This window comes from Hyphomicrobium methylovorum (assembly GCF_013626205.1).
In the GTDB taxonomy this organism is placed as follows: Bacteria; Pseudomonadota; Alphaproteobacteria; order Rhizobiales; family Hyphomicrobiaceae; genus Hyphomicrobium_B; species Hyphomicrobium_B methylovorum.
Genome location: NZ_QHJE01000001.1, coordinates 276173 through 297646, shown reverse-complemented (window position 1 = coordinate 297646; position 21474 = coordinate 276173). Strand labels below are relative to the sequence as shown.

The window sequence follows — 21474 nt, the reverse complement described above, 5'->3', positions numbered from 1 at the left end:
TCTAATATTTCTGCGAGGACCATTCCGTAATCTGCGAGGACCCTTCCCGTTTCTGCGGGGACCGTTACGGTTTTTGCGAGGATCATTCCGCCGATTGCTCAGAAAGTAAGCATGGCCGCTGCGGTCGTGGCGCTGCAAATCTGCGAGGACCTCTACGGGCGATCATTGCCTCCCTCTAACACATTGAAATTACGTCGCCGCATGCTGGCGAAATCATCGAAAAATGCTGGCGCTGTTCCGGATTGTGATGGCGTCGTTCCCTTTGCTGTGATTCAATTCGATCATAGTGAGCACGAACAACTCGCCCGTTCTGACGCCAGCCGAAGCACGGCGGCTCAAGCGTATCTCGGATCGACGAGGCCGGAAGAAGCCGGCGAAAGTCCCTGCCCGTTTGACGCGAACTGCTGCCTTCGCGCCGAAGCGCCATGGCCTCAACACCGACAGTGACTTCAAACGGCTTTACATCGTGCCGGGCCATTCCGTCATCCAGGTCTCCGGCCGAGAGCTTGGCTCACAACACCGCGATGCGCTTTACGCGGTATTTCGGCTCCAACGCAAAGAGACATTCATTGTTGATCCCGAAAGCACCTGGCGCCGTCGCGGCTTTATCGCGAACGCCACATGGCGCGAACTCGTGCGCCTTATGGGACTGACTGAGCACGTGAATAATGTGGCGACTTTGGTTTGCGTCCTCGGTGAGATCAAAAAGGTCGTGGTGACCGCGTACGAAGGCGATCCTGAACTCTTGCTCGAACAATACAATGCCGGGCACCTGCCCCGTGGCAAAGGCCGGATGGGTAACATCCTTCATGACATCGCCTGGGAAGGAGTCGGTCTCGATGACCGTGTGACAGTGACCTTCGGCGACTGGACTGTCGAAGCTATGCTTAAAGCCCGTCTGGTCAGTCTCAATGCCGATGTGCAATTTTCGCTCAAGTCGGACTACGCCAAGTCATTCTGGCCCTACATCGATGGCTTCAACAGCCACACGTTTGTCGATGAAGCCATGCTCGGACATTTGACGGGTAAGGACGTTGCCAAAATGCCGGCACGAGAGAAGTCCTTCTTTCGCGTGGCCTGTCGGCACGCATTTGACGACATGGTACGCGCAGGCGGGCTTGTGAACTGGCGGGAAGAAGTTCGCGGTATCGGTCGCAACAAGACGCGGCGCTATTACTACCGGCACGCCCTGGAACGTCAGATGGAGCTGGATCTGCTCAGCACATCATCGAGCGCATGACATCATAACTGTACGACTTCATACTGCATGAAATCATGCAAGGCAGGTCGCCGGAAAATCAGAAGGTTGTCGACCTTATCGAGTAATGCAGCCATTGTTCGTTGGCCTGTCGTGGCAGAATAAACGCACAGGGTACTGCGAAGGCGGTTGCATGACTTCATCAAAGCATGAAGTTGTGAAAGCATGAGATTATGAAACCATCATCTCATGCACTTCACCTGCCGCGCGTGATTGTTCTCGCAAGCGGCAAGGGCGGCGTTGGCAAGTCCACGCTCGTTCGTTCTCTCGCGGCCCACTGGCTTTCTGTCGGCCAAACCCCAGCCATCGTAGATGCCGATCCGCAGGCGAGTATCGTGAGCCTTCACGATGCAGAAGGCCTAATGGCCAAGGTGACCGTCGTCGCCGACCCAGAAGTCGAAACAATCAAGTCCACCATTGGTGACCTTGCAGCCCGGCACTCCATCGTACTGGTCGATACAGCCGGTTTCCGCAACCAGACGACGATCATGGCCTGCATCTCGGCTGACACGGTCGTCATCCCGTTGAAGCCTGCCGCTGAAGACGCGCGCGAGGCTCTGGCGATGCTCGACCTGATCAACGAACTCAATGCCACGCCGGAGCGGACGAGGGCGCCCATCGACGCACGTCTCGTGATGACCATGGTAACACCGGGGACGTTGATCGCCCGGCAAGTCAGGAAAGAGCTGGAGAAGGGTGGTTATCCCATCCTCGAAACGGACGTGATGCAGCGGGTCGCATTCCCAGAGCTGTCGATGCGGGGGCTGGCACCCAGCATCGTCGATCCCGATGGCTCGGCTGCGCGCAATATTGCGGCTGTCGCGACCGAACTTGGCAAGTCAGGGAGCACCAACCGTGTCGTCCAAGCAGCTTGAGGGTATTTTGGGGCGGGCGACGAGGGCGACCCCACCCGACGCTCCCAAACCTGTCGTAGCGCCGCCGCAGCCCGCTCAGGAACGCGAAGAACTACTCCAGGCTCGCATACCGGCAAACATCAAGCGAGAAGTGGCACGCATCGCCTTCGAACGAGGCAAGACCGTAAGGACGCTGCTGCTGGAAAGTTTGCGCCTGAACGGAGTCGCCGTGAGCGAGGATCAGCTGAAAGACCGGCGGAAATAGTTCAGACGCATGTCAGCTAGTGACGGATGCGGTTTAGTTGCTCGCGCAAAGGGATGAGTGCGGCTGTGATGTCTTCCTCTGTTACAATTCGCCGTTCAAGCCGATCGAGCTTTTGGTCTTCTATCCAGATGTCGACATGGGTCGCAGCTCGGCCTATCGGAGAGCTGATTTTGGTCATGCTGGATTGGGTCCGGTCATACAGTCGCGTTCGCTGTTCTTGGTGATCGGGCTCCGGGTCGAAGATCGGCGCGCCGTTTCCAGAGAGGTCAGACAGAACAGGCTCAATCCGATCGAAAGTTCTGTCACGCAGAGGCGATCGCTCTGTCCAGGACTTATAGGAACGATGCAAAAGCCATACGAAGGCTAGCTTTGTCCCCAATGCCGCTTCTACAGCCATATTCTTCGTCAGTTCGCGAACGTACTCCTGAGCGAACTCAGTGGCCACAGTGGAGAAGTCGACGGTGAAAAGCGCTTCCCAGCTGCCATCTCTCTGCCTGAAGTCGTGGATGTGGAAATGTCGAGAATGGTCCCCGACGTTCGTCGGAATGCGGCCTTCAGTAAAAAAATAAGCGTGCGCGCCCAAGAATTCCTGAGCGCCCGCAGTTATCTGTTTTTCAAGGCTGGTGGGCATCTTGTGGTGGGTTGCACCCAAGCCGTCGTACACAAGCCGTAGCGTGATAGAAGCCGGGTTTTCCAAGTGCGACCACCAAGACGATTGATCTCCTCGGAAAAGCCTACATTGATTCGGCTGGCACTGGTAAGATGCGAGTGCCAATTCTTAGCGCGGGTATCGAACTGATTGCGGGCGCCGTCCCACTAACTGGTGCGGCCGCAGGTTCAGATACCGGCGCAGCATCTTCCAGTCTTTGTGGCCAGTCACGAGCGATACTTCGGGAATGTCGAAGCCCGCTTCGAACAGGCGGCTGGTTGCCTCGTGGCGCAGGTCGTGGAAGTGCAGGTCTTCGATACCAAGCTCGCGGCATGTGCGTCGGAAGGCTGTTCCCAGCGATCTGCCGTTGTAGGGAAACACGCGATCCCCCCCGAGACCAAGGGCCTTCTGTTCTTTGAGGATGGCGATGGCGTCATAGCCGGTGGCATCGAGGAGGGGGACCTTCTGGTCATTGCCGGACTTGCGGCGTGGGTCCTTGCGATTGCGAACCGTTGCGAGGCTGGTGCCAAAATCCACATCCGCCCAGCGAAGGGTGCAGATCTCCTCCTGGCGCATTGCGGTCGCCACGGCGAACTTGACCAGTAGGCCAACCGGTATGCCTTGGCGGGGGTTGTTGTCGTTGTAGGCAATGATGCGGTCCAACTCGTCCTGCGTCGGCCGGCGATCCCGCTCCTGACCTTTGCCAATAAGTCCTAACCGGCGCAGCGCCACGCGAGCTAGCATCACCTGCTCGGTCGGGACCTCGACACCATGGACGGCGGCTGCATGGACGAGAATGGTTCGGATATAACCGAGGTCGATGCTCAACGTGATCGGACCGGCGCCTTCGAGTGCCCGCTGCTTGCCGAAACTGATCAGGCGTTCGCGGGTAATATTCGATAGGCGCTCACTGCCAAGCTCACGGCGCAGCTTCTCAAGGCACATGGCCTTGCTGCGTAGAAGGGGTTTGCCGACTTCGGCCAGATCGGCGATATGCAAGTCGACGAGGGTGCCGAAAAGGGTTTTCGCGTCGATCTGGACTGCGTCAGGGCTCTTTCCGGCCTGGACGGCCCGCTCAGTATCAATGGCCCACGCCTCGGCCTCCGACTTGAGCCGGAACGTCTTCGAGACGTACTGGCCTTTGCGGCGAACCTGGGCTCGCCAGTAGCCCGAGGGGAGTTTGTCGAACGAGGCCATCGGTCCGAGTGACGTACCCTTCGTTTTCGTGCACAAAACGTGCACACGGAAGTTGCGAAACACTGCGTAGAGATGAGAACAGAAGAGAACAAAAGTGTGCATGTTCTCGGTCGTGCACACTGATAGAACAGGAAAATCGGTGCAATTTCAAGCGCATAGATTCTGTGTGGCCCCGATGATGGACTGGACCGATAGACATGCGCGCGTGTTTCATCGCCAGCTGACGCGGCGCGCGCTGCTTTATACGGAGATGGTCACGGCCGAGGCGATCATTCACGGAAAGCGCGAGCGCCTGCTTGGGTTTTCGGAGTGCGAGCATCCTCTGGCACTGCAACTCGGTGGCTCCGATCCGGCGAAGCTCGCTGAAGCCGCCGCGATCGGCGCGGACTTCGGTTACGACGAAATCAATCTCAACGTCGGTTGCCCATCTGACCGCGTGCAGGAAGGCCGCTTCGGCGCATGCTTGATGGCGGAGCCGGATCTTGTCGCGCGCTGCGTCAGCGCGATGCGCGCAAGCCAGACGTTGCCCGTCACCGTCAAATGCCGGATCGGAATCGACAATCAGGATGAGGACGAGTCGCTAAGCCATTTCGTCGATACAGTCGCGGCAGCTGGCTGCACGACGTTTGTCGTGCACGCGCGCAAGGCTTGGCTGAAGGGACTCTCGCCGAAAGAAAATCGTGAAGTCCCGCCGCTGAATTTCGAACGCGTCTACCGATTGAAGGAGGCGCATCCCGAATTGACGATCGTGATCAATGGCGGGATCAATTCGATTGACGAGGCGGTCGCTCACTTGCAGCACGTTGACGGCGTCATGCTCGGCCGTGCTGCGTATCAGAACCCCGCCATCCTTGCCGATGTCGATCGTGTCATCTTCGGCGAAGCATCCGCCGCCCCGACGCGCGGAGAAGCGCTGGCGGCGCTCATTCCGTATGTCGAAGAGCACATCGGCCGGGGAGGCCGCTTGTCGAACGTCACACGCCACGTTCTTGGCCTTTATCATGGTCGTCCGCGTGGCCGCGCCTTCCGCCGGCTGTTGAGCGAACGCGCAACTGAATCCGAAGCAACGGTCGACGTGCTTCGCGCTGCGATCGAACTCGCGGAATTCGGCCGGACAGCCGAAGGGGACGCGCGTGCAGCTTAGCCTGCCAATGCTGGCGGCGATGCCGACGGAAAGCGTTGTGGGTTTGGTTCTGCTGCTCGTTGCAGCAGGGTTGCTCGGCGGGTTTCTCTCCGGCGTCCTCGGGATCGGTGGCGGCGGCATCCTCGTGCCGGTGCTCTACGAGGTCTTCGGCGCGCTCGGTGTGCCGGAAGACATCCGCATGCACGTGACGCTCGGCACCACGCTCGGCGTCATCGCGCCGACAGTCTTGACCTCGTTTTCCGCATTCCGAGCACGTGGGTCTGTCGATATGGATATCGTCTGGCGCATGGGGCCGTGGGTGTTCTTCGGCGTATTGCTCGGCGTTGTCATCGCAGATCACGCCGACAGCGTTGCGCTCCGCTGGATCTGGGTGGTGTTCGGCAGCGCGCTCGCAATCAAGATGGTGCTCGGACGGGATGACTGGCGGATCGCCGACACGTTGCCACCCCGGCCCTGGCTTGAGACCGGCGGCTTCTTCATCGGCGCGGCGTCGACGCTGATGGGCATCGGCGGCGCGACGTTCACCGTTCCGCTGTTGACGCTTTATGGCCGGCCGCTTCTCCGCGCGGTTGCGACTGCGACCGGCATCGGACCGATCATCGCGTTGCCAGGGCTCGTTGGATACATGATCGCGGGTTGGGGTGAACCCGGTTTGCCGCCGTATTCACTCGGATACGTCAACGCTGGCGCGCTTTTGGTTGCGCCGCTTGGTGTCCTCGCCGCGCCGCTCGGGGTGCGTGTCGCTCACGGCATCCCGAAGCGTACGCTTGAACTCGCGTTCGCCGCATTTCTGATCTGCGTCGTCTCGCGCTTTCTCTGGACTCTGTTAGCCTAAGCCCCGCGCAGCGGAGTGGCCAGCGCCCATCAAACAGCGATCTTCTGATTGTACGCACCAACTTCCGGGAAGCGCGAAAGCTGCTGATCGATGTCGCGGAAGATCGCCTTCATGTTGGCTTCCGACGTCGGGCTTTCGACCACAACGACGAGTTCCGGCTTATTGGACGAGGCGCGCACAAGTCCCCATGTCCCGTCAGCCAGCATCACGCGCACACCGTTGACGGTGATGAGATCGCGAATGGACTGCCCTGCGACTTGCCCACCGGACTCCATCTGACGCTGATAATGCTCTGTCACGCGCGCAACGATATCGTACTTCTTATCGTCATCGCAGTGCGGCGACATCGTTGGAGAGCCCCAGGTCTTCGGAAGCGCGTCACGAAGATCCGCAACTGTCTTGTCCGGATTGCGATCGAGCATATCGCAAACAGCCAGCGCTGAGACGATCCCGTCGTCATAACCCCGGCCAAGCGGCGTGTTGAAGAAGAAGTGACCTGACTTTTCAAACCCGACGAGCGTCTTATTCTCGAAGTTGAAGCGCTTGATGTAGCTGTGTCCCGTTTTCCAATACGTGGTCTTCGCACCATTCGCGATAAGCACCGGATCGGTCGTGAACAGCCCTGTTGATTTGACATCGACGACAAACGTCGCATTCTTATGCAATGATGAGATATCGCGCGCCAACATCACGCCGACTTTGTCCGCGAAGATCTCGTGTCCGTCGTTTGCGACCACGCCGCAGCGGTCTCCATCGCCATCGAACGCAAGACCAACGTCAGCGCCAGTTTCCAGAACCTTGGCGGAAACCGCGTTGAGCATCTTCATGTCTTCGGGATTGGGATTGTGGTTCGGGAAAGAGTGATCGAGTTCGGCGTTGAGCGGGATCACCTCGCATCCGAGGGCTTCGAGAACTTGCGGCGCAAATGCGCCCGCCGTGCCATTGCCTGACGCCGCAACGACCTTCAGACGCCGCTTTAGTTTCGGCCGGTTCGTGAGTGATTTGATGTAGCGTTCCGCCATGTCGGGCACAAAAACGTAGCGGCCGCCAGCGCGCGTCTCAAAGTCACCGGAAAGTACGATCTCTTTCAATTCCGACATATCGTCGGGCCCGAAGGTCAACGGGCGCGAAAGCCCCATCTTGATTCCGGTCCAGCCATTGTCGTTGTGGCTGGCGGTGACCATCGCCACGCCTTCGACGTCGAGTTCGAATTGCGCAAAATAAGCCATCGGCGAAAGCGCCAAGCCGATGTCGTGAACTTCACATCCGCCCGCCAGCAGTCCGGTCATCAGCGCCTGTTTTACGGCGCCTGAATACCACCGGTAGTCGTGTCCAACCACGATGCGGCGCGGCACTCCGCGACGGGTGAACAGCGTCGCCATGCCGAGGCCAACGGCATTGAGCCCCATAAGATTGATTTCATCGGGAAATAGCCAGCGTGCGTCGTATTCGCGAAATCCCGTCGGCTTGACGAGAGGAAAGCGCTCAAAGTCCGCGGTATTGGGCTTGAGGTCGGCACGAGGCTTCGGCAGCATGAATCCATCCCGATGACTGATAATCCCACACGTTGGCGGCATGCGAAGTACCGACCAGCGCCGGGCGCGCGAAATTCCCTTTGTTGGGGAGAGAGATTTAGTTGAACTACTCTTGGAGCACTAGGGTTCCTGAGCGCATTTCAACGCTGGAAAGCCGTCCTAAAAATGACATACCCAGCAGCGTTTTCTCGGATTTCCCCTGCTCGGAAACGACTGCGGGCACACGCCGCACCGTAATGTCGCCGATGCTGATCCGGTCCAGCGTGATGGACGCAACACGCGCCAGTCCGTTGGCGGTCTTGGCCGTGTGGCTGAAATCCCGGGGCTTCAAGAATATCCCGAGCCGCGCCGCGTCCTCATAGGTGAGCGCAACGAGAGAAGCGCCGGTATCGACCATGACGGGAACCGAACGCCCGTTGATCTCCGCATCCGTATCGAAATGTCCGTAGGCGCCCGCCTGGATGACCGCCGATCCGGGGAGCTGGCCAGGGCGGGATGCACTGGAGTCATCCTCGCCAACCTCGCCGCCGTCGACCGTTGCGGGCGCTTGCATCGTTCGTTCGCTTACCGGGGTGAGGACGCGCGCGAGAATACCCGGATGCGCAAGCGTGTAAGCGAGGCCGGTAGCGCCGATCGCAGCCAGAGCTACGGAGACAAAGAGACTGGACGTCGCCGAAGACATAACCGGGGCCTAGTTGCGCTGTTGAAAGGACGCCTATTGCCGAAGCGTGACGAAGTCTCCGGCGACCTGATAGGATACGAGACGCCTTAAGAAACTCATACCGAGCAAGTTTTCGTTAAGCGTTCCGGGTTTGGCGACGAGCGCCTCGACGTCGTAAACCGAAATCTGGCCAACGTGCACCGTCTTCAAACGAACGGGCGCCAGATACGTGACGCCATTGGCCGTCTTCAACGGCATCTCGAATGTCAGACGGCTCACGTCGATGCCCGCCTTCTCTGCGTCGGATTGCTTGAGCACGACCGTCGACGCACCGCTGTCGATCAGCATCGTAAGCGTCTGACCGTTCACATCGCCATTCGCCACAAAACCGGCATCCGTTTTCCGGATGAGAACGGACGCTGGCGCGCGCTGCGCGAGCGGATTGTCGTCGATGTCGGCCGTGGCGGGCTTGAAGAAATCGGCCAACATTATGGGGCGGTCGATCGAAAGGGTGAACGCGGCAACGGCAATGGCAAGGCCAAGCGCAAGGAAGATCGGCAAACGGCCAAAGCGCCGTTCGCTTCGCTCGCCATGCAACGACAGGAGATAGAGAACGATCAACGCGCCGACGACGACCGCTGCAATAGGTGGACCCTGAAGCGTTTCAAGGTTCGTGCCGTTCAACACCGCAACCCAAACCGCGCTGCCAATCGCGGCGATGATGGCGACGAGAATAAGGAACATCGGCATGCGTCAGGCCTCCCCAACAACCCGGTTCGAAACCGCTGCTGCACCGTAGGGCGAAGCCGCCCGTATGCGTCCCTGCCTTAGCGGCCGCGGAGCGGGATCGCGGTGGCGCTCTTGTCCGAGCGGCTGCAACGGCGAGATTGGATTGAGAATGCGCTGGCGCGGCAGCGTCACCGTCACTTCAGTGCCCTTGCGCAGCTCCGATTGGAGATCGAACGTACCGCCGTGCAGTTGAATGAGGTTCTGCACGATCGGCAAACCGAGACCCGTTCCGCCCTCGGCTGTTTCATGCGCGAGCGAACCCTGGCCGAACGCCTGCAGCACGCGCGGGATCTCGTTTTTGGGAATTCCGGGTCCGGTGTCCGCAACGCTCAGGTACTGCCCGCCGTCATCCGTATGTCCGACCGAGATCGTGATGCGGCCGTTCTTCGGGGTAAATTTCAGCGCGTTGGAAAGCAGGTTCAGGCAGATCTGCCGCATAGCGCGCGGATCGGCCCAGACCGGGGAGAGGTCCGGCGCAAAGTCCTCAATGATCTGCAGCGATTTAGCGCCCGCCTTGATCTTCACCAAACGCTGGCAGTCTTCGGCGATGTCGGTCAGACGAATTGACTCTTCGTTGATGTCGTAACGGCCTGCCTCGATGCGCGAGAGATCGAGAATCTCGTTGATGATCGACAACAGATGATCGCCGCTATCGTAGATATTGCGCACGTATTCGCGATACGTCTCGCTGCCGATCGGCCCGAGCAGCTCTTTCTCCATCACTTCCGAAAAGCCCATGATTGCGTTGAGCGGTGTGCGAAGTTCATGACTCATCGTCGCGAGAAAGCGCGACTTGGCTTTGTTGGCGGCTTCTGCGCGGCGCCGCGCTTCATCGGAAATGGCGCTCGCTTCTTCCAATACGGAGATCAGGTTGTCCTTCTCGGCGCGATATTCGACCATCGAGAGCGCCGTCGAGTGGAGACCGCGCGCCAGATAAACAAAGAAGACGTGAATGCCGACAGCCATCGATGCGAGCGCGAAGTAGAATGGCTCGTTCAGCGTGAACAACCGGCCAGTGACGGCCAGCGTCATCGGCACTGTGCCCGCGAGGAAGAGGCCCGGCAGCGTCGATGCGAACGTCATGCGGATCGCCAAGACGACCATCAACGTCGCGAAAATGAAAACATGCGAGGAGAAGGTCGCCGGATTGGATTGCGCGAGCGGCGTCATGGTGATGCCGATCAGAGCGAATGCGGCGAGGGCCAGTCCGTTGATCAGCTCGATACGGATGAAATGCCGCCGCCATTGTCCGACGTTGACTTCGCTGCGCGGGATCGAGAGCAACCGGCGGCACTGATCGAGCATGTAAACGCGCGTGATCGAGACAACCGCGATCCATACCGTCGCTTCGATGAAGGACGCCCAAAACATCGAAGCGATATAAAAGATAAAGCACAGCGCAGGCATGGCGAACGGCGCGCTTGTTTCGTTGCGCGCGAACATCGTCAGCAGTTCGTATTCGAACTCGGGCTTATGCGTGGTTCCATGTGCAAGACGGTCACGAAACGATTTGAGTTCGTCCGTCTGGCGGGATCGCGCCGGTCGCAGCGGGGACGGTGGACTTTTAATCCTCCGTTCGACGCTTTCGCTACCGTCGTGCATTGTGTTAGCCGCCAATCCATAGTGCATCGTCGCAGCAACCCGATGAGGGCCCGCGACCGCCGTAAATTGACGCCAATTGGTTAAAGCAAGGCTTAAAACCTGCCAAACTGCTAAGAAGAACAATGAGAATTTCGCGAATTCCCAGGTACCGGCAGCGGCAAATCCTACGCCAGGGGGCGATCCTGCTGTTCGCTGCGCTTGTCCTGATATTCGGTCGAAACGTCAGCCGACACCCCGGTCAGGACGATCCGTTCCCGCCCTCGATTGAGGGGAGAGGTCACCCGATTGATGGCGACAGCCTCCGCGTCGGCGGCGACGAGGTTCGACTGAAAGGAATTGACGCGCCGGAAGGCCGTCAGACATGCCGCCGCGATGGCACCCCCTGGAATTGCGGCGATGCTGCTCGTGACACGCTGCGTCAGCTCATCGGTGGCGACACGGTCGTTTGCAGCGTGAGCGAGCGTGACCGCTTCGGCCGCCTGCTCGCAAATTGCAGAGCTGGATCGCGCGAACTGAACGCTGGAATGGTCGCCGCGGGAATGGCCGTGTCGTATGGTGGCTTTCGCAGCGAAGAAGCGCAGGCAAAGGCGGCACGGAAGGGCCTTTGGGGAGCCGAGTTTCAGATGCCGCGTGCGTGGCGCGACGAACACCAGAAAAATTCGGGATCATGACGCCCATGCGGATCATCGAAACGCACCGTGCACCAAATCCGAGGCGCGTCTCCATCTTCCTAGCGGAAAAAGGCATCGATGTTCCGCGCGAAGAGCGCAACATGATGACGGAGAACTTATCCTCTCCGGACTTCGTGGATCTGAACCCCTGGCAGCGCGTGCCCGTGCTCGTGCTTGACGACGGGCGCACCATTGCCGAGTCCGTCGCGATCTGCCGGTACTTTGAAGAGATGTACCCGGAGCCCGCATTGTTCGGCAGTGGCGCGTTTGGGAAGGCTCAAGTCGAAATGTGGAATCGCCGCGCGGAACTCGGGCTTTTCAATGCAGTCACAGCCGTGTTCCGCCATCTTCATCCGAAGATCGCTCACCTCGAGGTGCCGCAAGTGGCCTCATGGGGAGAAGCAAACCGCGCGAAGACGGAAGCTGAGTTGGCGCGGCTGAACACCCGTCTTGGAGAGAGTCGTTATCTCGCTGGCGATGCGTATTCCATCGCCGATATCACACTGCTCGTCGCAATCGATTTTATGAAGCCGGCACGCGCAGGAAGTGCCGAAGGATTTCAGCACGTCATGCGTTGGTATTCTGAGGTCTCGTCGCGATCATCCGCCTCCGCATGATCTGGGGAAAGTCTTTCCCGGTATGAGGGAAAAATCCGACCGGACCACTGGTTGACAGGGGCTGTAAAAGAGAATTGAAATCTAAAAGCAGCCAAAAATAAAAAAAGAGATTTCGGAGACGCCGGATGCTGGATGAAATGGATGTCAAGATATTGCGCATTCTGCAGCAGGACTGCACGCGCGCAGTAGCTGAGATCGGCAAAGAGGTCGGACTATCGACGACGCCCTGTTGGCGCCGGGTTCAAAAACTTGAGGAAGCTGGCGTCATCCAGCGACGTGTTGCAATTTTGGATGCTCAGCAGGTCAATGCGGGCGTCACGGTGTTCGTCTCGATCAAAACCGACAAACACTCGCTCGACTGGCTCGAAAAATTTCATGTCGCCGTCGCCGAATTCCCCGAGGTCGTGGAATTCTATCGCATGTCCGGAGACATCGACTATCTGCTGCGGGTAGCGGTGCCAGACATCGCCGCCTATGACGCCTTTTACAAAAAGCTCATTTCGCGCATTGCTATCGCGAAGGTGTCATCCGCGTTCGCGATGGAACAGATCAAATATACCACCGCGCTCCCGCTTCAGTTTGCACTGCCAAAGCGCGAGGCGAACTCGCCACAGACCGTCCCGGCCTGAGCGCAAGAGTCTATTCGGGCGTTTGCGGTTTGAGACGGGCGATGAGGCTCGACGTATCCCAACGCCCGCCGCCGAGCGCCTGCACTTCGGCATAGAACGTGTCGATCAGGCGCGTGATGGGAAGATCGGCGCCGTTGCGCGCGCCTTCCTCAAGGCAGATCCCCAAATCTTTGCGTATCCAATCGACCGCGAAGCCGAACTCGAACTCACGATCGTGCATCGTTCGCCAGCGGTTTTCCATCTGCCAGGATTGAGCCGCGCCTTTCGAAATCGTCGCAATCAACGCTTCGACGTCGAGGCCCGCGCGCTCCGCAAAATTGATCGCTTCTGATAGGCCCTGAACCACGCCCGCGACAGCGATCTGGTTCGCCATCTTCGCTAGCTGCCCAGAGCCAGATTGGCCCATCAACCGGATCGAGCGCGCAAAGCACGCAATCAGCGGCTCGACTTTGGCAAAAGCTGCGTCATCGCCCCCGGCCATAACGGTCAGCACACCGCCTTCTGCGCCCGCCTGACCGCCCGACACCGGACAATCGAGGAAGCTGAGACCGCGTCCGTGCGCGGCTTTAGCCAATTCGCGCGCGACGTCTGCGGACGTGGTCGTATGATCGATGAAGACCGCGCCGCCTGTCATCGTCTGAAATGCGCCGTCCGGTCCAGTCGTCACCGCGCGCACGTCGTCATCGTTGCCAACGCACGCAAACACCGCGTCGCATCCGCGCGCAGCCAAGGCGGGCGTCTCGGCAATCTCGCCGCCGAATTCATCGCGCCAACGCTCGGCCTTGGCGGCGGAGCGATTATAAACGACGAGGTCATGGCCGCCGCGGCGCTTCAAATGCCCGGCCATAGGGTAACCCATGACACCAAGCCCGAGCCACGCAACTTTTGCCATCCTGTTAACCCCCTCGTTGCTGCGGCCGCCTTGGCGCGCCGCAGCGCTTATACCGCCTTTACCCGTCCATGCCGTCGCGGCCGTTTGCCCGACGGTGCCATGCCCGATGGGAATGAAAAAGGCCCCGCGAGGTTATCGCAGGGCCGGAGTTTGGATCGGTAGGGGGGAGTGATCGTCAAAAACTGTTAGCGTTGAGAAATCGAAACCATGTTCGCTTCAGACGTGTTCGCTGGAGAAAGGATGAGCGTCGCAAGCATGATGCCGCCCGTCAAACAAAGGCAGAGCATCGTGCACGTATGGGCAATTCGCTGAAACCTCGCGTCTCGGTCATATGTCGATTTGAAGTCCATCGCCGTCCGCCTTGAATTCAATCGAGTAAGTTTCTTGTAACTGAGTTTTGGTTTTCAGTCGAAGGTCATGTCGCACCATCGCTAACGCGCATATCGTAGATTTAACGAGTTCTTTACGTCTCTTAACGAGACGTTAACGGGTGACTTGGCGTGTGACTTACGCGGCTACGCAGTGCAGTCGGCGCACTTCGAGATCGACGAGAGATTTATAAGCGCCACCACGACGGAGCAGGGCATCGGGTCGGCCGTCCTGCACCACTTCGCCATCCTGGATCACCATGATCCGGTCGAAGCTCCGCAACGTCGATAAGCGATGCGCTATGGCGAGCACGGTCCGGCCGGTCATCAAGGTCGACAACGCCTCGCGGATCATTTCTTCAGACTCTGCGTCGAGGGCCGACGTCGCTTCGTCGAGCAGAAGGATCGGCGCATCTTTCAGAAACGCGCGGGCTATCGCGATGCGCTGGCGCTGTCCGCCGGAAAGCTTGGCACCCCGGTCGCCGACGATCGTATCGAGGCCTTCGGGAAGCCTCTCGATGAAGTCGAAGCAGCGCGCCGTTCTCGCGGCATCCCAAACCTCCGCGTCCGTCGCGTCCGGGCGGCCGTAACGGATGTTCTCCCGCAGACTGCGATGGAAGAGGCTGACATCCTGCGGCACCACGGCGATAGCGCGTCGGAGCGCGGCATCGGGCATCGCGGCGTTCTCCTGCCCATTGATCAAGATTGCGCCGCCCTGCTTGTCGTAAAAGCGCTGCATGAGGGAGAAGATGGTCGATTTGCCCGCGCCAGATGGACCGACGATGCCGACGCGGCTTCCAGCCTCAACGCGGAAATTCAATCCGCTGAAAACGTCGCCGCCATCGGGATAGCCGAAGTGGACATCGCGAAATTCCACGACGCCACGCGAATGAGCCGGTCCGACGCCAACGGTCGGCGCGATGAGCGTATGCCGAACGAGCAGCGTGCGCAGCGCTTCCGAGAAGCGCGCGAGATGCTGCGTGACGTCCACAAGAGCAACCGCAAGATCGCGGGTCGCGCACAGGATCGACAATCCAAGCGTGCTGACCAAAACCACATCGCCCGGCGTTGCGCGCCCGGATTGCCAAAGCGAAATCGCCCAAGCGAGCACGCCGCACATGAGCAAAGCGGTGCTCGCGGCGTGGAAGATACGCAGCTTTTCGAGGAAGTAGAGGCTTGTCTTCCGTGCGCGCATTTCCTGGCCGATCACGGAACCGAGGCGGCAGTGCTCGCTGCGCAATCGCCCAAATGATTTGACGATGGAAATATTGGAGACGACATCGATCATGTCGCCATCAACACTGGCCGCCGCGCGGGCGTAGGCGTGATGATGCGGCGTCCCGCGAGCGGCCCAATAGAAAATGATGCAGACAACAACCGCGACAGCCGCTGTCAACGAAGCAGCCATGCCGACGCTGACGGTCGCGAGATAAATGATTGCCACCACCGTCGCGATCAGCGGCGGCAGCACGTTGAACGTCACCATCGTTTCGGTCATGTAAAGCGCGTTCGACGTCGCCGTGATGCGGCTCGTGAGAGCGCCTGGCGCCTGGCTGGCGAAGAAGCTCGGTGCATGGCCGGTGAGGTGGCGGAACAGCTTTCGCCGTACGCTTCCGGATACGCCGACATAGGTCGAATGGCAGAGCCACGCGGCGATCCGCCAGAACAGATTGTCGGCCGCGATGAGCGACACCAGAAGGAAGAACGCCAACCAAACGCCAGCGTGGCGCGCGGGATCCGAAAGTGAATCGACGAGGTGCTTCAACCCGTACTGCGTTGAAACGGAACACGTCACCGCGCCAAGAACGGCGAGCCCGATAGCGACGTGGCTCCAGAAGTAGCCACCGATAACGGATCGGATGAAGCGAAAAGGATGGTTCGCATAGGCGGACAAGTCTCGCATGCGGTCTCCCGTGTCCGGTCGCAAGCTTTTCGGGCTAACAAGCGCGACGGTCGGCGGTTCAGGAGAAACGCCGCGCAATTCGTCGCGGCACTGCGCTTCGGGCAAACGGCCCGTGAATAGCGTGGCGCTGAATCCTGTTGTTTCCGCCGCCGCGCCACTATGGTGCCCCGACCGGCGGCTAATGCAGAAGCGGTTGCCGGGGGCGGGGACGAGTGGCGAGAAACTCATTGCGTTGCACACGTGTAATGAACGTGATTTCGGTCACGGCGCTGACGCTTGGCCTGCTCGTCGTCCTTTGCGTCGGTGCGAAAGGCGCCCTCGCGCAGAATAGCGCTCCCGTGAATGCGTCGTCCGTTGGTGTTCCGCCGCGGCCGGAAGAGGCGCGCGCCGCCAAGGCATACACCGTTATTGAAACATACTGCTCACGCTGCCATCAGGCCGGACGCCTCGAACGTCCGCTCGCCTCGGGCGGCCTCGCCGATATTCTGTCGCTTGATGTTCTGGCGCGCGATCCGGTGGTGGTGAAGCCCGGTCTGCCAGACGCATCGCGCCTTTACGAAGTGTTCGAAGCCCGCCACGCACCGCTCGATCTCTATTCGACTGGAACGGCAGAACCTCAGCCGGAAGAAATTCAGGCTGTTCGCGAATGGATCAAGGATCTCGCGCCGGACGTCGCAACATGCCCGTTACGTCATCCGGTAAAGAGCGCCGACGTTGCCCGTATGCTTCGGGATGCGCAGCGGCTTGAACGCGATCAGGGCGGCGACGTTCGCTTTATCTCGCTTGTTCACCTCTACAACGCATGCACCTCAGACGCGGACATGGCGGCATATGGCCAAGCGCTGAACAAGCTCATCAACGGCGTCTCGCATGCGTCGCGTCCGGTGAAGCTGACCTCGCTCGACGCCGCGGGCACCGTTTATTCGTTCCGCCTCGCCGACATTGGCTGGACACCGGAGCGCTGGGAACGCATCGCGCGCAGCTATCCGCCGACTCTCGTTCGCCCGTTCGATGATGCCATTACGAAAACCGCGGGCACGAACGTCGCGATCGTCAACGGAGATTGGCTCGCCGCCACGATCGAAGCACCGCTGTATTACGAGTTGCTCGATACGCCGGCGAAGCTATCCGATCTGGCTGAGGCAAACGGTGTCGATATCGCCGCCGATATCAAATCCGGAGCCGCGCGCCGCATTGCCAGACGGACAAGCGCCGTCACCCGCGCGAACCGTCTGATCGAGCGCCACCCCGGCGCACGTGGCGGACTCTGGTTGGTGTACGATTTTGCGACCGCCACAGGCGATCAGGACATCTTCGAGCATCCGCACGGGCCGAAGTCTGCGAGCGACAATCCGGAGCCGTTCCGGCACGACGAAGTGCGTGTCATCTACACGCTGCCGAATGGATTTTATGCCTACGCGCTCTTCGATGCTCAAGGACATCGCGTCGACCGTGTGCTGCCCGGAATTGAAAAACTTTACGCTGGCGCTGAGGCCGATGCGATCGAGCCGACGACTCGGGCAGGTGGCAAATGTCAGGCCTGCCATACGCAAGGGCTCGTTGCCGCGATCGACGAATTCAAGTCCGCAGGCCCGACGGATGCAAGCGCACCGCGAAGTCCGATCCGCGCAACTGCGCTTCCGCTCTATGCGACCGATAGCGAGAATGCACTTTTGATGCTGGGCGGAACGGAAAACTTCCAGGCCGCAGCCAAAACAGTTGGCATCGATTTGAACCTGCGCATACGCGGCGAAGAATTGATCCAGGGGCTGGCGCGGCGATACCGCGAAGATGCGGACTTTGAATCGGCGCTGAGCGAAACCGGCCAGGAGCGAGACGCCTTCATGCGCGAACTGGCTGCTGCAAAAGGGCAGGCCGCACCGCTGGCTCGCCGTCTGCTGCACGGAGTGTTGTCGCGTCCCGAACTCGACCGTCTGTTCGCACTTCTGCAAGGGATCGACGAACCGCGGCAATCGTCATTCGGCGGCTTCCTGCGCGACGAGAAAACCGAAATTGGTCTCAGCCTCTGGTTCGATAAACCGCGTCCCGTCCCCGGAGACCTGATCACGGTCAAGGCCGAAGCCGATAACGACTGTTATCTCACTGTAATCAGCGTCGACGCAGCGGGCATCGCGACGATCTTGTTTCCAAACGATTTCGAACGCGACAATCGTTTGACGGCTGCCAAGCCGATCAGCATTCCGGGAAAAGCCGCGCCGTTCCAACTTCGCTTCAAATCGGAAGGCAGCGAGACGCTGCTTGGCCGCTGCTCGACCAGCGCCACGCCACCGATCGGGATTGAGCATGACTTCGAGCGTCAGCGGTTCACCGCGCTTGGGAACTGGGAGAACTTCATCCAGGACACGCTCGTCACCGAAGCCGAGATGCGCTTGAGCCCCGAGAAGGCCGAACGCGCGCGCATTGCCCGGTCGGGAGCGTTGCGCCGCCGCGTGGACAGCGGAGAGCGCATCGAGCCGAGGCGCCCGGACATCGATACCGGCGGCGTTGCTTTGCGTGACGGACGCGCGGTGCTGATCCTCGGCCAAAAGTGACGCGCTGGTCGCTCATCGGCGGTCTGAGTGCCGCGTTTTGCGAAATCGTCATGAAACCGCACAAATGGCGCTCGTATTTCCGCTTTGGCGCGGAAGCCCTTTGGCCTGTTAAAGTCTTTCGCCGGAATGTCTTTACATGGGGGTCCGCCGATCCTAAATGCACGAACTTTGTGGGAGTACCGACTCCCGATCACCGACAGCCCGGTTTGAACCCGCTTTCGCTTACAAGGTAGACGCTCGCGATGGAGAAATTTGCAACCGCACTCGAGATGGTGACGGAACTGAAGCCGGACAGTCCGGTTTTGGCCGCGCGCCCTCATGCGGCGGCTCGCGCCGCGCGCTGGTTCATCAACAATTTCCCCGGCGAAGTGGCTTACGCCTACAAGGCCAATAGCTCGGTGTTTCTGCTCGGCGCGCTCTACGGCGCCGGCATCACGCAGTTTGACGTTGCCTCCGTTGCCGAGCTTGAAGACGCTGCAACGATCCCCGGCGTGCGCCTGCATTTCATGCACCCGGTCAAATCGCGCTACGCGATCCGTCGCGCTTACTTCGACTATGACATCAAGTGCTTTGCGCTCGACACCGAAGACGAACTGCAAAAGATCGTCGAAGAAACGGATGGCGCGAAAGACCTGGAGCTGTTCGTGCGCATCTCGGTTCCGGCCAAGAACAGCCGCGTGCCGCTGGAGCATAAGTTCGGCATCACAGGACAAAAGGCGCAGCGCTTGCTCGTCAAGGCGCGCCAGGTGGCGGACGAACTCGGCATCACCTTCCACGTCGGCTCGCAGACAACGACGCCGGACGCCTATGCCATGGCATTCGATGAAGTCAAAAAACTCATCGTCAAGGCGGGCGTCGTCGTCGACGGTATCGATATCGGAGGCGGCTTTCCCTCGCGCTATACCGACAGCGTTCCTGCGCGTCTTTCGGACTTCATCGAAGTCATAAAGGCGTCGATGGCAAAGATGCCGGTTACCGAACATTGCCGTTTGATATGCGAACCCGGCCGCGCGCTTGTCGCCGAAGCCGAGAGCTTGATCGTCAAGGTCGATCTGCGGAAGTCGGGCAACCAGCTATTCATCAATGACGGCGGTTATGGCGCGCTGTTCGATAGCGCGAACATGGGTTTCGTCTTTCCGGTTCGCTTGATCCGCGCGGGCCTCGACCCGAACGAGCCGCTCGAGCCTTTCGAGCTCTGGGGACCGACGTGTGACTCGATCGATCGGATGAAGGGACCCTTCATGCTGCCGGCATCGGTTCGCGAAGGCGACTACATCGAGATCGGCAACATCGGCGCATACGGCCGCGCGCTCGCTACGCGCTTCAACGGCTACGGCGAATACATCGACGTCATCCTGCAGGATGAGCCGATGTACTCGATTTACACCAACGATCTCGAGCCGGTTGCAAAGAACGCCTGACGCTTACGGACGCCGCGGTCGCCATCAGTGCGACTGCGATGACTGCGCCACTAAAACTGGATCCGCGCGATAGGATTGGGCGAAGACGCGCTTCAGCGCTGCGATCTTCGGCAGGTCGTTGATGACGATGTACGCGTAGCGCGGATTGCGCGTCAGGAAATCCTGATGATACGCCTCTGCGGGGTAGAAGACTTTGCCGGTCTCGACCGTTGTCTTGATCGTATCGGGAAAGACCTTCGCTGCGCCGAGCTGCGCAATGTAGGCGCGAGCAACTTTCTCCTGCTCGGCAGATGTCGGGAAGATCGTCGAGCGGTACTGCGTGCCGTGGTCCGGGCCTTGGCGATTGAGTTCCGTCGGATCGTGCGCGACCGAGAAATAGATCTGCAGAAGTTTGCCGTAACTGATTTCGCGCGGATCGAACGTCACGCTGACGGATTCTGCGTGCCCCGTGTCGCCGAGGCCTACCTTCTCGTACTTGGCCGTGTCGGCGTTTCCGCCCGCATACCCGGAGACGGCATTCCGAACTCCGGCAACATGCTGGAAAACGCCTTGCACGCCCCAGAAGCACCCGCCCGCAAAAACAGCCGTTTCGCTGGAGGCGGCCGCGTTCACCGGTTCATCCACGAGGGGAGGCGGCACCGCCCGCGCGTCTTCGGCCGAAAGATTGGAAACATGATAGGCCGCGAACACTGAGACCGCTGCCAGCGCCGCAACCGCGATTGATCGGCCGCGGCTGCTGAAAATACGGGAGAATGCGGGCGCTTTCGCCATGTGCTTCGCTCCTGACGCTTGAATCTGGGCTGGCCCGCCGCGCCCTTCACGCGCGCGACGATCGCCCAGTTTCATACGCCCGCGATGGAACGAGCGTTACGCGCTATTTCCGGATGCGCGAGATCTTTGAGCCTTCAAGCGTCAGATTATACATCAGTCCCGTGGGATCGAGAATGAAGCCGACGACGGGGCTCGTGACCTTGTTCGTGTCGATCGAGCCGCCCGCGCCAACCGTGATGATCGCGATCGATCCATCGACGCCGACTTTCCAGCCCGCGGTCTTACGGAACTGGTTCAGGGCCGAGTCGGTCATGAACATGATGATGACGGACCGCGCCTGAACGCCAAGCTGAAAGCCGAACGATGCCGAGATGGAATTGTAATACCCGGCAGTGCGGCCGTGAACGCGCAGCGCGCCTTCGCCGTATTCCCCGCCAACGCCGAAGCCTGCCTTGACGATCGACGGGAACACCAGAATGCCCACGGCCTTGTGCGCCAGTTCGCGCGCGCCGCCGACCTTGTAGAAGAACCGGTCCAGCGTCTCGTCAACGCCAGCGTCGATCTCGCGCGCTGAAGCCGCCTGGCTCTGAGGCGCCGCTGCCGCAACGGCAAAGAGCGTCAAGAGCAGACAAGCGAAGCCTTTAATGGACATGATTCTCTCCCACGATGGCCGTCCCGCCGCAGTCCTGGCTCTGCTTCGTGGCCAAATTCGGTGCTCCGCCCACAGAGTGAGCAAATTCTGTCGATCGATTTTTGGTTAAATGGTGGGCGGTATAGGGATTGAACCTATGACCCCACGCGTGTGAAGCGTGTGCTCTACCGCTGAGCTAACCGCCCGGACCGAAGAACCGCCCTTATGGG

General features: G+C 59.9%; 20 protein-coding genes and 1 tRNA gene. 10 read left to right on the top strand and 11 right to left on the bottom strand.

What is annotated here, in order from left to right; genetic code table 11:
* Nucleotides 1–286 precede the first annotated feature (286 nt).
* The 3 genes from DLM45_RS01440 to DLM45_RS01430 all read left to right on the top strand — a co-directional run bounded on the left by DLM45_RS01440 (nt 287) and on the right by DLM45_RS01430 (nt 2377).
* Complete coding sequence (locus DLM45_RS01440) at nt 287–1240, top strand: hypothetical protein (RefSeq protein ID WP_181335222.1); 954 nt, start codon at nt 287–289, stop codon at nt 1238–1240.
* A gap of 191 nt (nt 1241–1431) precedes the next feature.
* Nucleotides 1432–2133, top strand: a complete 702-nt coding sequence (locus tag DLM45_RS01435; protein ID WP_181335221.1) for a ParA family protein — start codon at nt 1432–1434, stop codon at nt 2131–2133.
* A complete protein-coding gene (locus DLM45_RS01430) occupies nt 2114–2377 on the top strand; it encodes a hypothetical protein (RefSeq protein WP_181335220.1) in 264 nt (87 codons plus the stop codon). Before DLM45_RS01435 ends, DLM45_RS01430 begins: the two co-directional genes overlap by 20 nt.
* Before the next feature lie 16 nt (nt 2378–2393).
* Here DLM45_RS01430 and DLM45_RS01425 read toward each other — a convergent pair whose 3' ends face one another.
* Together DLM45_RS01425 and DLM45_RS01420 are read right to left on the bottom strand one after the other, a co-directional pair.
* The gene (locus tag DLM45_RS01425) at nt 2394–3074 is read right to left on the bottom strand and encodes a hypothetical protein (protein WP_181335219.1); all 681 of its coding nucleotides are present in this window, start codon (nt 3072–3074) and stop codon (nt 2394–2396) included.
* A gap of 81 nt (nt 3075–3155) precedes the next feature.
* A complete protein-coding gene (locus DLM45_RS01420) occupies nt 3156–4223 on the bottom strand; it encodes a site-specific integrase (protein ID WP_181335218.1) in 1068 nt (355 codons plus the stop codon).
* Between the two features lie 139 nt (nt 4224–4362).
* Here DLM45_RS01420 and dusA point away from each other — a divergent pair, with 139 nt between their 5' ends.
* Both dusA and DLM45_RS01410 read left to right on the top strand, forming a co-directional pair.
* A complete protein-coding gene (gene dusA / locus DLM45_RS01415; RefSeq protein WP_343062225.1) occupies nt 4363–5367 on the top strand; it encodes a tRNA dihydrouridine(20/20a) synthase DusA in 1005 nt (334 codons plus the stop codon).
* Entirely contained in the window at nt 5357–6202 is an 846-nt protein-coding gene (locus tag DLM45_RS01410; RefSeq protein ID WP_343062224.1) for a sulfite exporter TauE/SafE family protein, read from the top strand. The genes dusA and DLM45_RS01410 overlap by 11 nt, the downstream gene beginning before the upstream one ends.
* Nucleotides 6203–6231: 29 nt before the next feature.
* Here the strand turns inward: DLM45_RS01410 and DLM45_RS01405 are convergent, their stop codons facing one another.
* The 4 genes from DLM45_RS01405 to DLM45_RS01390 all read right to left on the bottom strand — a co-directional run bounded on the left by DLM45_RS01405 (nt 6232) and on the right by DLM45_RS01390 (nt 10789).
* The gene (locus DLM45_RS01405; protein ID WP_181335216.1) at nt 6232–7737 is read right to left on the bottom strand and encodes a phosphomannomutase/phosphoglucomutase; all 1506 of its coding nucleotides are present in this window, start codon (nt 7735–7737) and stop codon (nt 6232–6234) included.
* A gap of 106 nt (nt 7738–7843) precedes the next feature.
* Nucleotides 7844–8419 (bottom strand): retropepsin-like aspartic protease family protein, encoded by a 576-nt coding sequence (locus tag DLM45_RS01400; RefSeq protein WP_181335215.1) that lies wholly within the window; start codon nt 8417–8419, stop codon nt 7844–7846.
* Between the two features lie 33 nt (nt 8420–8452).
* On the bottom strand, nt 8453–9148 hold the full coding sequence (locus tag DLM45_RS01395; RefSeq protein ID WP_246317108.1) for a retropepsin-like aspartic protease family protein: 696 nt from the start codon (nt 9146–9148) through the stop codon (nt 8453–8455).
* A 3-nt stretch (nt 9149–9151) separates the two neighbouring features.
* Complete coding sequence (locus DLM45_RS01390) at nt 9152–10789, bottom strand: sensor histidine kinase (RefSeq protein WP_181335214.1); 1638 nt, start codon at nt 10787–10789, stop codon at nt 9152–9154.
* Between the two features lie 122 nt (nt 10790–10911).
* Between DLM45_RS01390 and DLM45_RS01385 the strand changes: the two genes are divergently transcribed.
* From DLM45_RS01385 to DLM45_RS01375, 3 genes are all read left to right on the top strand, one after another.
* A complete protein-coding gene (locus DLM45_RS01385; RefSeq protein WP_181335213.1) occupies nt 10912–11460 on the top strand; it encodes a thermonuclease family protein in 549 nt (182 codons plus the stop codon).
* A gap of 5 nt (nt 11461–11465) precedes the next feature.
* Complete coding sequence (locus DLM45_RS01380; RefSeq protein WP_181335212.1) at nt 11466–12077, top strand: glutathione S-transferase family protein; 612 nt, start codon at nt 11466–11468, stop codon at nt 12075–12077.
* Nucleotides 12078–12205: 128 nt separating this feature from the next.
* Nucleotides 12206–12706 carry an Lrp/AsnC family transcriptional regulator gene (locus tag DLM45_RS01375; protein ID WP_181338142.1) on the top strand — a complete coding sequence of 167 codons (501 nt, stop codon included), beginning with the start codon at nt 12206–12208 and terminating at the stop codon, nt 12704–12706.
* A gap of 10 nt (nt 12707–12716) precedes the next feature.
* Here DLM45_RS01375 and DLM45_RS01370 read toward each other — a convergent pair whose 3' ends face one another.
* Nucleotides 12717–13598, bottom strand: coding sequence for an NAD(P)-dependent oxidoreductase (locus DLM45_RS01370; RefSeq protein WP_181335211.1), 882 nt, complete (start codon nt 13596–13598; stop codon nt 12717–12719).
* Between the two features lie 507 nt (nt 13599–14105).
* Nucleotides 14106–15869 (bottom strand): ABC transporter ATP-binding protein, encoded by a 1764-nt coding sequence (locus DLM45_RS01365; RefSeq protein WP_181335210.1) that lies wholly within the window; start codon nt 15867–15869, stop codon nt 14106–14108.
* 245 nt (nt 15870–16114) lie between these two features.
* Here DLM45_RS01365 and DLM45_RS01360 point away from each other — a divergent pair, with 245 nt between their 5' ends.
* Both DLM45_RS01360 and DLM45_RS01355 read left to right on the top strand, forming a co-directional pair.
* A complete protein-coding gene (locus DLM45_RS01360; RefSeq protein ID WP_181335209.1) occupies nt 16115–18421 on the top strand; it encodes a DUF4384 domain-containing protein in 2307 nt (768 codons plus the stop codon).
* A gap of 242 nt (nt 18422–18663) precedes the next feature.
* Nucleotides 18664–19842, top strand: coding sequence for a type III PLP-dependent enzyme domain-containing protein (locus DLM45_RS01355; protein ID WP_181335208.1), 1179 nt, complete (start codon nt 18664–18666; stop codon nt 19840–19842).
* Nucleotides 19843–19866: 24 nt separating this feature from the next.
* Here the strand turns inward: DLM45_RS01355 and msrA are convergent, their stop codons facing one another.
* The 3 genes from msrA to DLM45_RS01340 form a co-directional block, all read right to left on the bottom strand.
* On the bottom strand, nt 19867–20613 hold the full coding sequence (gene msrA, locus DLM45_RS01350; protein WP_181335207.1) for a peptide-methionine (S)-S-oxide reductase MsrA: 747 nt from the start codon (nt 20611–20613) through the stop codon (nt 19867–19869).
* Between the two features lie 103 nt (nt 20614–20716).
* Complete coding sequence (locus DLM45_RS01345) at nt 20717–21265, bottom strand: BPSL1445 family SYLF domain-containing lipoprotein (protein WP_181335206.1); 549 nt, start codon at nt 21263–21265, stop codon at nt 20717–20719.
* A gap of 110 nt (nt 21266–21375) precedes the next feature.
* A tRNA-Val gene (locus DLM45_RS01340) sits at nt 21376–21450 on the bottom strand.
* Nucleotides 21451–21474: the final 24 nt, after the last annotated feature.

Bases quoted from the DNA above. Each gene is read 5' to 3' on its own strand.
- DLM45_RS01435 (WP_181335221.1), top strand. From the start codon at position 1,432: ATGAAACCATCATCTCATGCACTTCACCTGCCGCGCGTGATTGTTCTC.
- DLM45_RS01420 (WP_181335218.1), bottom strand. From the start codon at position 4,223: ATGGCCTCGTTCGACAAACTCCCCTCGGGCTACTGGCGAGCCCAGGTT.
- DLM45_RS01405 (WP_181335216.1), bottom strand. From the start codon at position 7,737: ATGCTGCCGAAGCCTCGTGCCGACCTCAAGCCCAATACCGCGGACTTT.
- DLM45_RS01400 (WP_181335215.1), bottom strand. From the start codon at position 8,419: ATGTCTTCGGCGACGTCCAGTCTCTTTGTCTCCGTAGCTCTGGCTGCG.
- DLM45_RS01395 (WP_246317108.1), bottom strand. From the start codon at position 9,148: ATGCCGATGTTCCTTATTCTCGTCGCCATCATCGCCGCGATTGGCAGC.
- DLM45_RS01390 (WP_181335214.1), bottom strand. From the start codon at position 10,789: ATGCACGACGGTAGCGAAAGCGTCGAACGGAGGATTAAAAGTCCACCG.
- DLM45_RS01385 (WP_181335213.1), top strand. From the start codon at position 10,912: ATGAGAATTTCGCGAATTCCCAGGTACCGGCAGCGGCAAATCCTACGC.
- DLM45_RS01380 (WP_181335212.1), top strand. From the start codon at position 11,466: ATGCGGATCATCGAAACGCACCGTGCACCAAATCCGAGGCGCGTCTCC.
- DLM45_RS01370 (WP_181335211.1), bottom strand. From the start codon at position 13,598: ATGGCAAAAGTTGCGTGGCTCGGGCTTGGTGTCATGGGTTACCCTATG.
- DLM45_RS01365 (WP_181335210.1), bottom strand. From the start codon at position 15,869: ATGCGAGACTTGTCCGCCTATGCGAACCATCCTTTTCGCTTCATCCGA.
- DLM45_RS01360 (WP_181335209.1), top strand. From the start codon at position 16,115: ATGAACGTGATTTCGGTCACGGCGCTGACGCTTGGCCTGCTCGTCGTC.
- DLM45_RS01355 (WP_181335208.1), top strand. From the start codon at position 18,664: ATGGAGAAATTTGCAACCGCACTCGAGATGGTGACGGAACTGAAGCCG.
- msrA (WP_181335207.1), bottom strand. From the start codon at position 20,613: ATGGCGAAAGCGCCCGCATTCTCCCGTATTTTCAGCAGCCGCGGCCGA.
- DLM45_RS01345 (WP_181335206.1), bottom strand. From the start codon at position 21,265: ATGTCCATTAAAGGCTTCGCTTGTCTGCTCTTGACGCTCTTTGCCGTT.